Source organism: Ensifer sp. LBL (genome assembly GCF_050435225.1).
Lineage (GTDB): Bacteria > Pseudomonadota > Alphaproteobacteria > Rhizobiales > Rhizobiaceae > Ensifer.
Window position 1 is genome coordinate 342901 of the sequence record NZ_JBNDJY010000002.1, and the last position, 14553, is coordinate 357453.

Sequence of the window (14553 nt, forward strand, 5' to 3'; positions counted from 1 at the left end):
GGAGTGCCGGAGCGAAGATGCCAAGCGAGCCGACGGAACAGTTCCGCTCAGCCAGCGAAACCACCTGGTGGACCGTGCAACGCGGCGACGGGCCGATCGTCGGCACCGCGATCCACAACGGGCATGCCATGCGCGGCGACGCCCGCGCACTCACCGCCCTGACGGACGAGGAACGGCTGCGCGAGGAGGATCCGTACACGGAATTCGTCATCCGCGATCTTGCCAACCGCATCGTCGTTCACAGGTCCCGCTTCGAGGTCGATCTCAACCGTGCCCGCACTGGCGCGGTCTATCTCCAACCGGCGCAGGCCTGGGGCCTTTCCGTCTGGCGGGAACATCCGCCCGTCGAGATGATCGAGGCGTCCCTCGCCGTCCACGACGAATACTATGCCATGCTGCATGCCATGCTGGCGGCGATCGAGCGCCGCCACGGTCGCTTCATCGTGCTCGACATGCACAGCTACAACCACCGGCGACAGGGACCGGAAGCGGCGCCCACGGCCGCCGACGAAGCCCCGGAAATCAACATCGGAACCTCCTCGATGGACCGGGCAAGGTGGGCCGACGTCATCGATACGCTGATGTCGGCGCTCAGTGCCGCCCGTATCGACGGCCGACCGGTGGATGTGCGCGAGAACATCGCCTTCCAGGGACGTGGAGAGCAGACGCGCTTCATCCACGAGCATTTTCCCGAGACCGGCTGCGCGATCGCGATCGAGTTCAAGAAGACCTTCATGGACGAATGGACCGGTAAGCCGGATATCGAGGCGCTTCGTTCGCTGCGGGCACTGGTCGCTTCCCTCGTCCCGATCCTGACCGAAACGCTGGCGAGGCAGCGATGACGGAGGAGAAAGCGACGCCCCTAAGTCCAACCCCGGCCTGGCTCGACGAGGCCATCGGCCGACTGACGGAAGGCCGCGCCGTTCGGCGGGATTTCGGCGAGGGCGGGCGGCTGCACATCGACCGTCTCGTTCCCTTCCTCTGCGTGCACATCGCCGCCGAGTACGAGCAGCCGGTGGCCCGCGACATCGCCCAGGCGAACGCCGCCTATCTGCTGGCGCCCGACGTCGATACTGCCGCCACAATCATCGAACGTGTCGGGCGGGTGATCGAACAGCGTCTCGGCCTGTTCATCGTGCTCGAATTCGGCGAGCTCGAAAGCGATGAACCGCCGGCCAAGGACGCCCCCTTCCTGCCGCCCTTCTTGATCGAGGTGGTCGCCGGCGCGCACGCCGCCGAGCAGGTCGCCGCCAAGGCCTTGATCGAGACGGCAGCGACGATCGAAGGCAAGTTCCGGACGCCGCATGTGACGCTCGTCGAGCGCCCGACGGCGACAGGCGGAAAGGCGCTTGCGCTCGACTACCCACATCTGACGTTGCGCTTTGCGCCGATCTACTGCGAGCCGGGCACGCGCCGCATCTATCCGCAACTGCGCGAGCGGCTGGTCGCGAGCGTCTTCGACGCAGGGCTGAGGGCCGTTGCCGCTTTCGCCCGCGCAAAATCGGACAATTTTCGACTGCCGACGCACCGCGCTTTCGGCCGAAAGGCCTTCGTCGATGCCGTCGTGCGCGCCGACCGCGGCATCGACGAGATCGCGTCGAGCTTCGACTTCCTGCTGGCAGTGACCCCCATCAACGCGGAAGCCGCCTGGGCGGAATTCGCCTCGGGCGACTTCTCCAAGAGCCCGCGCCTCTATTACCGGCCGCTGACGCTGCAGATCGAGACGGCCAAGCGGAAACTCTTCTCGCTCAACTTCGAACACCTTGAAGATCCGCTGCTCTACGCCCTCTACCGGGAAAAGCAGCAGGAGGTCGATCTGCAGCTGTCGATGATCTCGGCGCGGGAAACCCGCACCTTCGTCGAGTTCGGCCGCGCCCTCTACGGCCCGGTGGAAGCTACGCTTCACGACGCCGCCTCCGAAATCCTGGCACGCACGGCGCCCGATCGCCACGCCCCGTCATCGAGCGCAGACCGGCGCGATTGCGAATACATAAGGAAGCGCGCCCAGGCGATGATAACGGCCTATCGGCGCCAGTCGGCCGATTTTTCCGCCTCCATCGACATCCGCGACGACCTGCCGGCCGGCCTGCTCGTTTCCCGCGGCCAGCTTTTGATTGCCAGGAGTTCCGCGCTCGACGCCGATCGCGTCGAGGCGCTGCTCAACCACGAGATTGGCGTGCATCTGCTGACCTATTTCAACGGTTCTGCCCAGGGACTGCGTATCCTCCGCTCCGGACTGGCCGGTTACGAAGGCATGCAGGAGGGGCTCGCGGTTTTTGCCGAATATCTGAGCGCCGGCATGACGATCGAACGGTTGCGCGTCCTGGCAGCACGGGTCGTCGGCTGCGCCGCCATGCTCGACGGCGCACCCTTTCCTGAGACCTACCGGCTGCTCGTCGACGGACATGACTTTGCCGCCGCCGAAGCCTTCAACATCACGCTGCGGATCTATCGCGGCGGCGGGCTGGTCAAGGACGCGATCTACCTGCGCGGCCTGCTGCAGCTTCTCGATCATCTGGCCCGCGGCGGCAGTCTCGAACCGTTCTGGATGGGCAAGATCGCCGCCTCGCATTTCAGCGCGATCCAGGAGCTCAGCCTGCGCGGCCTCCTTGGTGCCGCAGCGCTCCGCCCTATCTTTCTCGATGAGGTCAAAGCGCGCGACCGACTTCAGCGAGCCCAAGGGGGACTGTCCCCGCTCGACTTGATCGCAGAGTAGGAAACCGAATGCGCATTGCCTTTCTCGTCAACTCCATCGAGGGCGAGGAGACGTTCTATGCGACGACGTCGCTGGCGCTCGCAGCCCTCGCCCGCGGCCATGAGATCGTCTACCTCACGCCCGGCGATTTCGTTCTCACTCCCGACGGCCGGTTGATCGTCCATGCGCTTTCTCTCGGAATGGCAAAGCCGCGCAAGGCCGAAACCTTCATAACGGCGCTGCGGGGCGACGCGACCCGGCGCTACATCCTGGACATTACGGACATACAGATCCTCTTTCTGCGCAACGACCCGTCGGAGGATGTCGCAACACGGCCCTGGGCGGCCCAGGCCGGCATCATCTTCGGACGGCTCGCCGCCGAGCGCGGCGCGATCGTCGTCAACGACCCGGACGGATTGGCGGCAGCACAGAACAAGCTCTATCTGCAGGGTTTTCCCGAGGTGGTCCGTCCGACCACGCTGATTACGAAGCACATGGAGGAGGTCCGGTCTTTCCTCGACGCCCATCCCGAGGGCGTCATCCTGAAGCCGCTGCAGGGCTCCGGCGGCAAGAACGTCTTCAAGGTCGGTTCCAGTCATGAGACGAACCTCAATCAGATCTTCGAGGCCGTCAGCGAGATGGGCTATGTGATCGCGCAGGAGTATCTGCCGGCAGCGAAGGAAGGCGACGTCCGCCTGTTCCTGATGAACGGCCGGCCGCTGAAGCGTGGCGACACCTACGCCGCCGTGCGGCGCGTTCCGGCCGAAGGCGAGTTGCGCTCCAACATGCATGTCAACGGCCGGCCCGTCGCCGCCGTCGTCACCCCGGCGATGCTCGCCGTCGCCGAGGAGATGCGCCCCAAGCTGGTGCGCGACGGCATGTTCCTGGTCGGCCTCGACGTCGTCGGCGACAAGCTGGTGGAGGTCAATGTCTTCACGCCCGGCGCCCTGCCGGAGATCGCCGAGCTGACCTCGATCGAGTTCAGCGAAGACATCGTCGCCGAGCTCGAACGGAAGGTCGAGATAAGGCGCGCCAATGATGGCATGCTTTCCAATCGGGAGCTTGCGACGCTTTGATTGGCGGCCCTTTCCGCCGCCGACTATCCCAAGGTGGCTCTCACCCGGCGACGGTCTCGTCCCAGTGGCTGGCTGGCGGTACCACGCCCTTGGTGAAGAGGAAGCTGCCGAATCGGCGCGCCTCGCCCGTGACGATGACGCAATAGGCGCGCTTGGCTTCCTCGTGGAAGGCGAAACGCTCGATCGCATACATCTTCGAAAGAGGACCATCCGCGCGCGCGACCTCGGCCTGCACCTCGCGCTGGACCTCGGGCAGCTCGCCCGCCGCCCCGTCCGGCGTCAACCGCGCCGCCGAAGGCTGTAGCGGCGTGTCGAGCGGCATGACGGAAAGAATGGCGCGCACCGCACGCGCGGCCGAGACATTCGCAATGTGCAGCGGCAGACCGAGCCGGGTGTGGCGGGCGACGGTGTCGGCGGGAAAATTCGCGTCAACGATCGCGATCCGGTCTCCATGTCCCATTGAGCGCAGCGCATGCAACACGTCGGCGTTCAGCGCCGGATCGATGTTCTTGAGCATCAGCCTAACCTTCCTCATTTGCTTCTGCGTGAAAACCAGACCGCAGAGATCCCCGCGGGCGGGTCCATCGAACCGACCACCCTGTCCTTCACCGTGTCTCGTCAGTCGCGGCGGGCGACGATCCGCCCGCACGTGGCTCCCGGTCTTAGATACCGGTCAGCCGCTCGCGATACTTGTCGATGATGACAGCAAGGATGATGACGACGCCTGTTATCATCTGGCGCATGAAGTCGCTGAGCCCGAACAGGATGAGGCCGTTGGCAAGCACCCCAGTGATGCAGGCGCCGAGCAGCGTGCCGATGACCGTGCCGCGGCCACCGTTGAGGCTGGTGCCACCGATGATGACGGCGGCGATCGCGTTCAGCTCGAAGCCGATGCCGATGATCGGGCTCGCGATATTGAGGCGGGCCATGTAGACCATGGCGGCTATGCCGACGAGCGCCCCGGCAATCGTGAAGGCCGCCACCTTGTAGAACATCAGCGAATGGCCGGCGAGACGCACCGCCTCCTCATTGTTGCCGATGCCATAGAGCAGCCGGCCGAACACCGTCTTCGACAGCACGAACCATGCGATCGCGACGAGCATCAGCGCGATCAGGAAGACGACGGGGATGCCAAAGATCATCTGCGAGCCGAAGGCGTTGAAGCTTGGCGGAAAGGAATAGATCGTGCGCGCATCCGTCACCTGAAGGGCCGCACCGCGGGCGATATTGAGCATGCCAAGCGTGACGATGAAGGAAGGCAGCCCCCAGAAGGCGCTGATCCAGCCATTGAGGAAACCGCAGACGACGCCGGTGCCGACAGCGGCGAGCGTTGCCAGCGCCACGGCCTGAAACACCGAGAGATCGGGGATCGTAAGCACCGTGCCGCCGACGACGGCGCAGAAGGCGAGCATTGAGCCGACGGAGAGATCGATGCCGCCGATCAAGATGACGAAGGTCATGCCGACGGCGAGGATCAGGTTGATGGTGATCTGTGTCAGGATGTTGGAGACGTTGTTGGCCGTCAGGAAGTGCTCGGTCGAGACCGAGAAGAAGACGATCAGGAGCAAGAGCGCCAGGCCGATGCCGGCGTCGCGCAAAAACACCTTCGGCGACCAGCCCGAAAGCCGGCGCGTGTCGATGGTTTCGCCGGATTGTGTCTTTTCGAGTGCTTGCATCTTACTGCCTCACCTGTTGCTGCTCGCCCTGGTAGGCAAATTGCAGAATACGTTCTTCGGAGAATTCCGGCCGCGACAGCTCGCCGACGACACGGTGCTGCGACATCACGAGGATGCGGTCCGACAGCGTCATCAGTTCCGGCAGCTCGGACGAGACGATCAACAGCGCCAAGCCGCGTTCGGCGAACTGGCGGATCAGGGCATAGATCTCGGCCTTGGCGCCGACGTCGACGCCGCGTGTCGGCTCGTCGAGCAGCAGTATCTTCGGATTGCGCGCCAGCCATTTGGCGAGCACCACCTTCTGCTGGTTGCCGCCCGAGAGCGTCGCTGCATTCTTTCCGGGTCCGCCATATTTCAACTTGAGCTCGGCACCGAGCCGTTCCGTCACTTCGATTTCCGCCTTCCTGTCGAGAATTCCGGCACGCGAGACGTCCGAGAGGGACGCGAGCGTGACATTGGCCGAAATCGGCATGTTGAGGATCAGACCTTCCTCCTTCCGGTCCTCGGTCACGAAGCCGATACCGGCATTGATCGCCTCGCGCGGCGAGCGGAAGGAGGTGCGGTTCCCCTCAAGGAAGAGCTCGCCGGAGAGCGGCAGTTGAGCGGCCGCGATCGCCCGCAGAAGCTCGGTTCGACCGGAGCCGACAAGCCCGGCGATCCCCAGGATTTCGCCCCTGTGCAGTTCAAGTGAAATGCCCTCGGCGTGCGGCGATTGCGGCGGCCGAAACCGGTTAAGCGACAACGCTTGTGCCGGCCGAGCAAACGAGACCACTTCGCTCGCCATCTGCTGCTGCAGCTTGCGGCCCACCATGGCGCGCACCAGCTCATCCTGATTGGTCTCGGCGATCGGCCGCGAGAACACCGTCTCACCGTTGCGCAACACCGTCACCCGGTCGCAGATGCGGAACACCTCGTCGAGATGATGCGAGACGAAGACGATCGAGACGCCGCGACTGCGAAGGTCGCTGACGATCTTGAACAGCCGCTCGGTTTCGCGCGATGTCAGCGTCGCCGTGGGTTCGTCGAGGATGAGGATACGGCTTTCCGTCATCAGCGCCCGCGCCACCTCGACCAACTGTCGGTGGGCGATGCCGAGGCGCGAGACCGGCCAGCGCACATCGATGTCGCTGAGGCCGATGGCGTCGAGTGCGGCCCGTGCGCCGGCATGCATCTGCTGCCGTCTGACGACGCCGAACGCGTTGCGCGGCAGATGCTCGATGAAGATGTTCTCCGCTACCGACAGATGGGGCAGAAGGTTGAATTCCTGGTGCACCACCTGGAGGCCGTTGGCCTTGGCCTCGCGCGGTGTTGCAGGCGCATAAGGCCGGCCTGCAAGATTGATTGCGCCCTCGTCCGGATGGACGATACCGCAGAGAACCTTGATCAAAGTCGATTTGCCGGCACCGTTCTCGCCGATGAGGCCGTGCACTTCGCCCGGCTGAATGGAGAGGCTGACGCCGTTGAGTGCCTTGGTGCCACCGAAGGCCTTCTTGATATCGTGCAGTTCCAGAACCGGCGGCATCGAAACGCCGGCCGCTTCCGCCTGCACGGTTTGCGTGTTCATCATGACCTAGCCCTTTTGAAACGCAGCAATCGCGCGCGCAAACCATTGGCTTGCGGCGGATGCTGTCCTTGCCGAAGCGCACCGGGCAGCGCCCGGTGCGCACGCGCGGTCTCAGGGTTATTTCACGTTGTCCTTGGTCACGAGCTCGATGTCGGTCTTCACCCAACCTTCGAGCTTGGGCCCGCCGGCCACGACTTCGAGGGCCTTGTCGATGGCGTTCGCCGCCATCTGCGAACCGAACTGGTCGACCGTTGCCAAAAGCTTGCCGTCCTTCAGCATCGGCGCGACCGCCGGCACATTGTCGAAGCCGACGACCTTGATGTCGCTGCGGCCTGCCGCGTCCAGCGCCTTGACGACACCGATCGCCATGGAATCGTTGGCGGCGAGCACACCCTGGATATCGGGATGCGCCGTCAGCATGGTCGAGAAGACGGAATTGGCCTCTTCCGTTTCCCAATGCGCCGTGCGGGAATCGAGAAGATCGAGCTTGCCTGCGGCGATCGCATCCTCGAAGCCGAGCTTGCGCTGCGCCGCATTGTCGGCGCCCGGATTGCCCTCGAGGATCACCACCTTGCCGCCGGTGCCGAGATCCTTGGCGAGCGCATCACCGACCATCTTGGCGCCGCCGCGATTGTCAGGGCCAACGAAGGCCAGATCGACGCCGGCGTCCTTCTTCGCCTGCTCGTCGAGCGAAACGTCGAAATTGATGACGACAATGCCCGCGTCCATGGCCTTCTTCAGCGGCGCGACCATGGCACGGGAATCCGCCGGCGCAATCACGATCGCGTCGACGCCTTGCGTGATGAAGTTCTCGACACCGTTCAACTGGCTCTCGAAATCAGTCTCGTTCTGCATGCCGATGGCTTTGAGTTCGTAGTCGCCACGCTTCTTGGCATGCGCCTCAGCGCCTTCCAGCATGTTCTTGAAGAAGTCGTTGGCAAGCGACTTCATGACGAGGCCGACGACTGGTTTATCGGCAGCCATGGCAAGCGTCGGCAATGCAGTGGCAACGGTAAGTGCGACGATAGATGCGTACAGGGAAAATTTCATGGGTTCTCCTCCGGTGAAAAGATGGTCCTCCAACCATCGATGAAACGTTTCATCACATGAGCCTGCGTGTTCCGTTTCGAGCTTTAGAAGATAGAAAGGCAACATCTCTGTCAATATGAAACGTTTCATCGAAAAGAAAATTGTGCTGGAAGCTGCTACCCGTTCGCGGCATTCTCTGATTTAAGAGGAAGGCCAGCGCCGTCGGGCGAACCTGCGGTCGCTGGTGCAAGACTTTGATCTGGCGCGCGATTTTCGCACGTCGCCGGTCGCACATGCGTAAGTGGGAGACAACGTTTGAACCCGACGATCAAGGATGTTGCACAGCGCGCCGGCGTCTCTGTCGGCACGGTCTCGCGTGTGCTTGCCAAGAACAAGACGGTGAGCGAGGACATCAGGGCGAAGGTCGAAGCGACAATCGACGCGATCGGCTACCGGCCGAACATTCTCGGCCGCAGCCTCCGGCTCGCCAAGACCGACATCATCGGCCTCGTCGTGCCCGACATCACCAACCCGTTCTTTGCCGAGCTTGCCAAACAGGTGGAGATGTTAGCCTCCGCCGAGGGCTACTCGGTGCTGCTTGCCAACACCCATGACGACCCGGGCGCCGAAAAGCAGCAGATCGAAACCCTGCTCGGACGGCTGCCGGCCGGGTTGATCCTCGTGCCGGTCAGCAACAGCCTCGCCGACGGGCTGGCGTCGCGCACGCGCACGGTGACCGTCGACCGGCCCTTGAGCGGCCATGCGCTCGTCTCCGTCGACAACCGCCAGGGCGGTTATCTCGCCGCGGACCATCTGCTTTCGCTCGGCCATCGTCGGCTCGGCTACATCAGCGGTCCGGGCACGACCGAAGTCTCCGGCGAGCGCCGCGGCGGCTTCGTTCAACGGCTCGACGAATTCCGGAAGAGCCACCCCGGTGACTACGTTCAGCCGCAGATCGTCGAAGGCCATTTCGATTACCGCTCGGGCGAAGACCTTGGTAAGCAGCTGCTGACGCAGTCCGAAGCAACCCGCCCGACGGCGATCGCCACCGCCAGCGACCAGCAGGCGATCGGCCTGTTGCGCGCTGCCGACGACATAGGGCTTCGGGTTCCGAACGATCTTTCGATCGTCGGCTTCGACGACATTCCGCTGGCCTCGCTGGTGCTGCCGCGGCTGACCACCATTCGCCAGCCAATCGACGAGATCGCCCGGCTGGCGCTTGAAGGCGTGCTCGGCAGCCATGCACTGCAGGAGGAATACAAGCTGCAGCCAAAGCTGATGACGCGCGGCTCGTGCGCTGCGCCCTCAACGCGCTGACATTAAGCCGCGCCTCGCGATACGGGGTGTTGCCATCCTCGGCGCCTCATCAGATCGCGAGCACCGCCGCCCCTCCCGCAAGCCCCGCGCCGGCCGCCGTCAGCAACAGCTTTTCGCCGGCGATGAAGGGCTTTTGCCGGTGCGACAGGGATAGCGACAGCGGAATGGTCGCGGCCGACGAGTTACCGTAGTCCGAGATCGTGCGCACCGTTTTCGACGGCGCGATGCCGAGCCGGTCGCAGACGGCGTCGAATATGCGGGCATTGGCCTGGTGCGGCACGAAGCGGCTGATGTCCGGAGCCACGCAGCCGGCGGCGTCCATGGCGTTGACGGCACAGGCCGTCATCATCTCCACCGCCTGCGCGAACATTTCGCGCCCGTCGCGCATCGTCATCAGCAGATCCTCCGGCCTGGTGTCGGCAGAAAACGGCCTGTTGCTGCCGCCGGCGGCAATCGAGATCAGGTCGTAGCGGCTGCCGTCGGCGGCGAGGTCTACGCCGAGCAGACCGGTTTTCGGATCATCGGAGGGAGCGACGACGACGGCACCGGCGGCATCGGCAAAGAGCACGGCGCTCGCCCTCTCGGCCGGGTTGATCCGGCGGCTCAAGATGTTGGCGGCCACCACCAGCACCGGCTTTCCCTGCGCCCGCGCGAAGCCGTCGGCGAGCGTCAGGGCGTAGAGGAAGCCAGAACAGGCGCCGGCAAGGTCGATCGCGCCGGCATTCGAAAGGTCGAGATGGTGGGCAAGCAGGGGAGCGGACGGCGGCAGCAGGTGATCCGGCGTGGAGGTCGCAAGCAGGACCAGGGCGATATCGCCGGATGGCGTGCGGGCATCGTCGAGCGCCATTTTGCCCGCCTTTGCCGCAAGCCCCGAAAGCGTGTCGTCAGGCGCGGCCCAGCGCCGCTCGCGAATGCCGGTGCGGCGCTCGATCCAGCCGGGCTCAAGCCCGAGCGTCATCTCGATCTCGCTATTGGCGACACGCCGTTCCGGCACCGCATGGCCGAAACCGGCGATCCGGGAGGAGCGAGCGGGCCTCATAGCTGCCCTGCCCCGAAGAGCGACGCCGCCTCGTCGATCGCGTCATAGGCCCGCCCAAGATCGGCATCGGTGACGCAATAGGGCGGCATCAGATAGATGACGTTGCCGAGCGGACGGATCAGCAAACCGCGCTTACGGAAAAACGCCCGGAGCCGCGGGCCGACCTCGGCGAGATAACCGCCGGACGGCACCACGAGATCGAGGGCCGTAATGGTGCCGAGCTGGCGGACGTCGGCGAAGCGCGGATCATCAGCGAAGCGCGCCAGATGCCGATGCTGGTGTGCGCCCAAGGTTTCGATGCGCGCCTCTACCGGCTCCTGTCTCCAGACGGCGAGATTGGCGAGTGCCGCGGCACAAGCAATCGGGTTGGCCGTGTAGGAACTCGAATGGAAGAAGGTCTTGCGCCGGTCGGCCGAAAGATGCGCCGTAAAGATCTCCGAACTGCAAAGCGTCGCGGCCAGGGGAAGCGCGCCGCCGGTCAGCCCCTTCGAGGTACAGAGAATATCGGGCGTGATACCGGCCTGCTCGCAGGCAAACAGGCTGCCCGTCCGCCCCCAACCGGTCATCACCTCGTCGGCGATCAGCAGGCTGCCATGCCGTTCGGCGATGCGTTTCAGCTCGGACAGCACGGAGGCGGGGTAAGTCTTCATGCCGCCGGCGCCAAGCAGCAGAGGCTCAACCAACAGGGCGGCGACCTCGCCGGAGGCGCAAGCCCGCTCGAAGGCGTCGAGTGTCGCCTGCTCCCGGCCCGGCTCCGGAAAGGGCAGGCGATCGACAGCGAAGAGCAGCGGCGCGTAGGCGGCATTGAAAACGCCTCTTTCGCCCGCCGACATGGTGCCGATCGTGTCGCCGTGATAACCGTGCTCCAGCACGCAAATGCGGTTTCGCGGCCGGCCGTTGTTGTGGAAGAAACCGAGCGCCATTTTCAGCGCGACCTCGACCGCGGTCGAACCACTGTCGGAATAAAACACATGGGCGAGCCCGGGCGGTGCGATCTCGATCAGCCCGCGCGCGAGTTCCTCGGCCGGCGCGTGGGTATATTCGGCGAAGATGATCTGGTCGAAGGTTTCCGTAGCCCTGCGGATCGCCTCCATGATGGTGGGGTGACGGTGGCCGTGGGTGATGACCCACCAGGACGAAATCGCGTCGAGGATCGACGCGCCGTCCTCGTCGACGAGACAGGCGCCCTCGGTGCCGACGATGCGGCGCATCGCCGGTTCCAGCGCATGCTGGGTGAAGGGATACCAGACGGCGGTGTTTCTCATACCGACACCTCCAGGAAATCGGCGATGTTGAAATTTTCAGCGAAGGCGCGGCGCAGGGGGTCGGGCGTCAGCGCGTCGAGCCGCGGCAGCCGGCCGAGACGCCGCACGGCGCCAAGTTCGGATATGACCGCTTCGCTGTCCTCCTGCGCGTCGCCGATGAAGGCGACGCCGAGGATGGGAATGGCGCGGCAGCGCAGCGCTTCGAGCGACAACAGGGTGTGGTTGATCGTGCCGAGCCCAGTGCGGGCGCAGAGAACCACCGGGATCTGCCAGCGCGCAAAGACATCCGCAAGGACCATGCGCTCCGTCAGCGGCACCAGAAGCCCGCCTGCGCCCTCGATCACCAGCGATCGGTCCACCGCGGGCGGGGACAGATGGTCCGGAGCGATGGTGACGCCGTCGATCCGTGCCGAGAGGTGCGGCGAGGCCGGTGTTGCGAGCCTGTAGGCTTCAGGCAGGACGCGGTCGGCCGACAACCGGCCAAGCCGGGCGACGGTTTCGCTGTCAGTTTCTTCGTCGAGGCCCGACTGCACAGGCTTCCAGTAGCAGCCGTCGAGCGCATCGGTAAGCGCCGCGGAAAAGATGGTCTTGCCGATACCGGTGTCGGTACCGGTGACCACGATACGGGTTTTCATGGCCGCTCCTTGGCGATCGCGATTTTCAACTGCTGTAGCATCTGCGCGATTGCAGACTGGTCGACGTTGAGCGTGATGGCGATCCGAAGACGCGCGGTGCCTTCCGGCACCGTCGGCGGGCGGATTGCCCTGATATCGTAACCCTCGGCGCGCATGCGGGCGGCGATGCGGAGCGCTCGGCCGTTGTCGCCGATCGGGATGGGCAGGATTTGCGAGCCGCTGCCTTCGATGCCGAGCGTCTCGACGAGCGCCCGGTTGGCGAAGGATCTGAGGCCCTCGAATGCGGCGCGGCGTTCCGGCTCGTCGACGAGGGCTGCGAGCGCTTCGCGCACCGCGGCCGCAACGAGCGGCGAAGGTGCGGTGGAGTAGATGAAGTTGCGGGCGCGGTTGACGAGATAGTCGCAAAGGACGGCGCTCGCCCCGACCACCGCGCCGGAAACACCGAGCGCCTTGCCGCAGGTGTGCAGCACGACGACGTTCTCCCGGCCTTCCAACTCCGCCGCCAGACCGCGACCTTCCCGTCCGAAGACGCCGGTCGCGTGCGCCTCGTCGATGACGAGAAAGCCGTCATGCTGCGCGGCAAGCGCTAAGAGGTCGGCGAGCGGCGCGCGATCGCCATCCATCGAATAGAGGCTTTCGACGGCAATCCACGGGCGCCCCGCTCCGCCGGCCCGGCGCCATTTTTCGATGGCATCGGCAAAGGCGCCGACATCGTTGTGCACTGCTGCCACCGCATCGGCCTTGCTTGCCGCGATGCCTTCATGAGCGCTCGCATGGATCAGGGCATCATGGACGATGAGATCGTCCCGCTGCGGCAGCGTCGAAAACAAGGCAGCATTGGCGGCATAGCCGCTGCCGAAAAAGAGCATCCGTTCGGCGCCGAAGAAGGCGGCCGCTTCCGTCTCCAGCGCCTGGTGTTCTTCGTGATTGCCGCGCAACAGCCGTGAGCCGCCGGAGCCGACAGGCACGCCGCGCGCGATGGCGGCCGTTATCGCCGCCTTCAGCCGCGGCGAGGCGGCGAGCGCCAGATAGTCGTTCGAGGTGAAATCCACTCCGCCGGCGGGGGCAAGAGCGCGCCGGCGGCCCCTGTGTTCGAGGCTCTCCAGCGTCTTCTCATGGCGCGCAAAAAGACCCGCGGTCATTCCGCCGCGTCCTGCCTTGCCGGCGGAGCCATCGGCTTCAGCCCCAGCCGCCGGAAGAGCGCTGCATCGTGGTCCTCGCCGGGATTGTCGGCGGTCAGCAGAGTTTCGCCGACGAAAATAGAATTGGCGCCGGCGAAGAAACAGAGCGCCTGCGTCTCGTCGCTCATGTCGGTGCGTCCGGCCGAAAGCCGGACATGCGATTGCGGCATCAGGATGCGGGCAAGCGCGATGGTGCGGACGAAATCGATCGGATCGACGGGTGCTGCATCGGCCAGCTTCGAGCCCGGGATCGGGATCAGCATGTTGATCGGCACGCTCTCGGGCGGCTCGGCCAGGTTGGCGAGGGTCACCAGCATCGAGATCCGGTCGTCGGCCGTCTCGCCCATGCCGAGGATGCCGCCGGCGCAGACCTTGATGCCGGCGTCGCGGACATTGGCCAGCGTCTCCAGCCGGTCGGCAAAGCTGCGAGTGGTGATGATCTCGCTATAGAAGCGTTCGGACGTATCGACATTGTGGTTGTAGTAATCGAGCCCAGCCTCGGCAAGCCGCGCAGACTGGGCCGGCGTCAGCATGCCAAGCGTCATGCAGGTTTCCATGCCGAGCGCGCGTACACCCTCGACCATGGCGACGATGGCATCCATGTCGCGGTCCTTCGGGCTGCGCCACGCGGCCCCCATGCAATAGCGGGTCGCGCCGCTGTCGCGCGCCTTTCGCGCCTCGGCAAGCACACGCTCGACCTCCATCAGCTTCGATGCCTTGAGCCCGGTCGGGTAGTGGGCAGACTGGCTGCAGTAGCCGCAATCCTCGGCGCAGCCGCCGGTCTTGATCGAGAGCAGCCGGCTCATCTGAATGGCGGTGGGATCGAACTGCGCACGGTGGACCGTGTGGGCGCGGTAGAGCAGATCGTTGAACGGCAGATTATAGATTTTCTCCGCTTCCGCCTGGGTCCAGCGGGATTGGGCGGTGTCGCCCGGGATAAAATCAGCACCAGTCGGTCGGTTTTCGTCCAGCATTTCAGCTCGTCCTCCAGGTCTTCACGATCGCAAAATAGATAGAATCCAATATTATCTATAATTTTGTCGGACACGAAAATTGACAAGCACCCAAGGGAAGAA

General features: G+C 64.7%; 13 protein-coding genes. 4 read left to right on the top strand and 9 right to left on the bottom strand.

Annotated features, from left to right (window positions below):
- The first annotated feature begins 17 nt into the window (after window positions 1–17).
- The 3 genes from OKW20_RS08850 to OKW20_RS08860 are packed head-to-tail and all read left to right on the top strand — an operon-like array spanning window position 18 to window position 3771.
- On the top strand, window positions 18–842 hold the full coding sequence (locus OKW20_RS08850; protein ID WP_429171577.1) for an N-formylglutamate amidohydrolase: 825 nt from the start codon (window positions 18–20) through the stop codon (window positions 840–842).
- Window positions 839–2716 (top strand): flavohemoglobin expression-modulating QEGLA motif protein, encoded by a 1878-nt coding sequence (locus OKW20_RS08855; protein WP_429171578.1) that lies wholly within the window; start codon window positions 839–841, stop codon window positions 2714–2716. Before OKW20_RS08850 ends, OKW20_RS08855 begins: the two co-directional genes overlap by 4 nt.
- Before the next feature lie 8 nt (window positions 2717–2724).
- Window positions 2725–3771 carry a glutathione synthetase gene (locus OKW20_RS08860; protein WP_429171580.1) on the top strand — a complete coding sequence of 349 codons (1047 nt, stop codon included), beginning with the start codon at window positions 2725–2727 and terminating at the stop codon, window positions 3769–3771.
- A gap of 40 nt (window positions 3772–3811) precedes the next feature.
- Here OKW20_RS08860 and OKW20_RS08865 read toward each other — a convergent pair whose 3' ends face one another.
- The 4 genes from OKW20_RS08865 to OKW20_RS08880 form a co-directional block, all read right to left on the bottom strand.
- The gene (locus OKW20_RS08865; protein WP_429171582.1) at window positions 3812–4288 is read right to left on the bottom strand and encodes an RbsD/FucU family protein; all 477 of its coding nucleotides are present in this window, start codon (window positions 4286–4288) and stop codon (window positions 3812–3814) included.
- A gap of 145 nt (window positions 4289–4433) precedes the next feature.
- Window positions 4434–5447 carry an ABC transporter permease gene (locus OKW20_RS08870; protein WP_429171584.1) on the bottom strand — a complete coding sequence of 338 codons (1014 nt, stop codon included), beginning with the start codon at window positions 5445–5447 and terminating at the stop codon, window positions 4434–4436.
- 1 nt (window position 5448) lies between these two features.
- Window positions 5449–7011, bottom strand: coding sequence for a sugar ABC transporter ATP-binding protein (locus OKW20_RS08875; protein ID WP_429172301.1), 1563 nt, complete (start codon window positions 7009–7011; stop codon window positions 5449–5451).
- A gap of 117 nt (window positions 7012–7128) precedes the next feature.
- Entirely contained in the window at window positions 7129–8061 is a 933-nt protein-coding gene (locus OKW20_RS08880) for a sugar ABC transporter substrate-binding protein (RefSeq protein ID WP_429171586.1), read from the bottom strand.
- A gap of 294 nt (window positions 8062–8355) precedes the next feature.
- On the opposite strand from OKW20_RS08880, the gene OKW20_RS08885 reads away from it, so the two are divergent.
- Window positions 8356–9357, top strand: a complete 1002-nt coding sequence (locus OKW20_RS08885; RefSeq protein ID WP_429171588.1) for a LacI family DNA-binding transcriptional regulator — start codon at window positions 8356–8358, stop codon at window positions 9355–9357.
- Window positions 9358–9406: 49 nt separating this feature from the next.
- On the opposite strand, the gene OKW20_RS08890 is transcribed toward OKW20_RS08885, so the two are convergent.
- The 5 genes from OKW20_RS08890 to bioB are packed head-to-tail and all read right to left on the bottom strand — an operon-like array spanning window position 9407 to window position 14451.
- Window positions 9407–10396, bottom strand: a complete 990-nt coding sequence (locus tag OKW20_RS08890) for a beta-ketoacyl-ACP synthase III (protein WP_429171590.1) — start codon at window positions 10394–10396, stop codon at window positions 9407–9409.
- A complete protein-coding gene (locus tag OKW20_RS08895; protein WP_429171592.1) occupies window positions 10393–11661 on the bottom strand; it encodes an adenosylmethionine--8-amino-7-oxononanoate transaminase in 1269 nt (422 codons plus the stop codon). Before OKW20_RS08895 ends, OKW20_RS08890 begins: the two co-directional genes overlap by 4 nt.
- Window positions 11658–12296, bottom strand: a complete 639-nt coding sequence (gene bioD / locus OKW20_RS08900) for a dethiobiotin synthase (RefSeq protein ID WP_043612955.1) — start codon at window positions 12294–12296, stop codon at window positions 11658–11660. Before bioD ends, OKW20_RS08895 begins: the two co-directional genes overlap by 4 nt.
- Window positions 12293–13438 carry an 8-amino-7-oxononanoate synthase gene (locus OKW20_RS08905; protein ID WP_043612957.1) on the bottom strand — a complete coding sequence of 382 codons (1146 nt, stop codon included), beginning with the start codon at window positions 13436–13438 and terminating at the stop codon, window positions 12293–12295. Before OKW20_RS08905 ends, bioD begins: the two co-directional genes overlap by 4 nt.
- On the bottom strand, window positions 13435–14451 hold the full coding sequence (bioB, locus tag OKW20_RS08910; RefSeq protein WP_429171595.1) for a biotin synthase BioB: 1017 nt from the start codon (window positions 14449–14451) through the stop codon (window positions 13435–13437). The genes OKW20_RS08905 and bioB overlap by 4 nt, the downstream gene beginning before the upstream one ends.
- Window positions 14452–14553 lie beyond the last annotated feature (102 nt).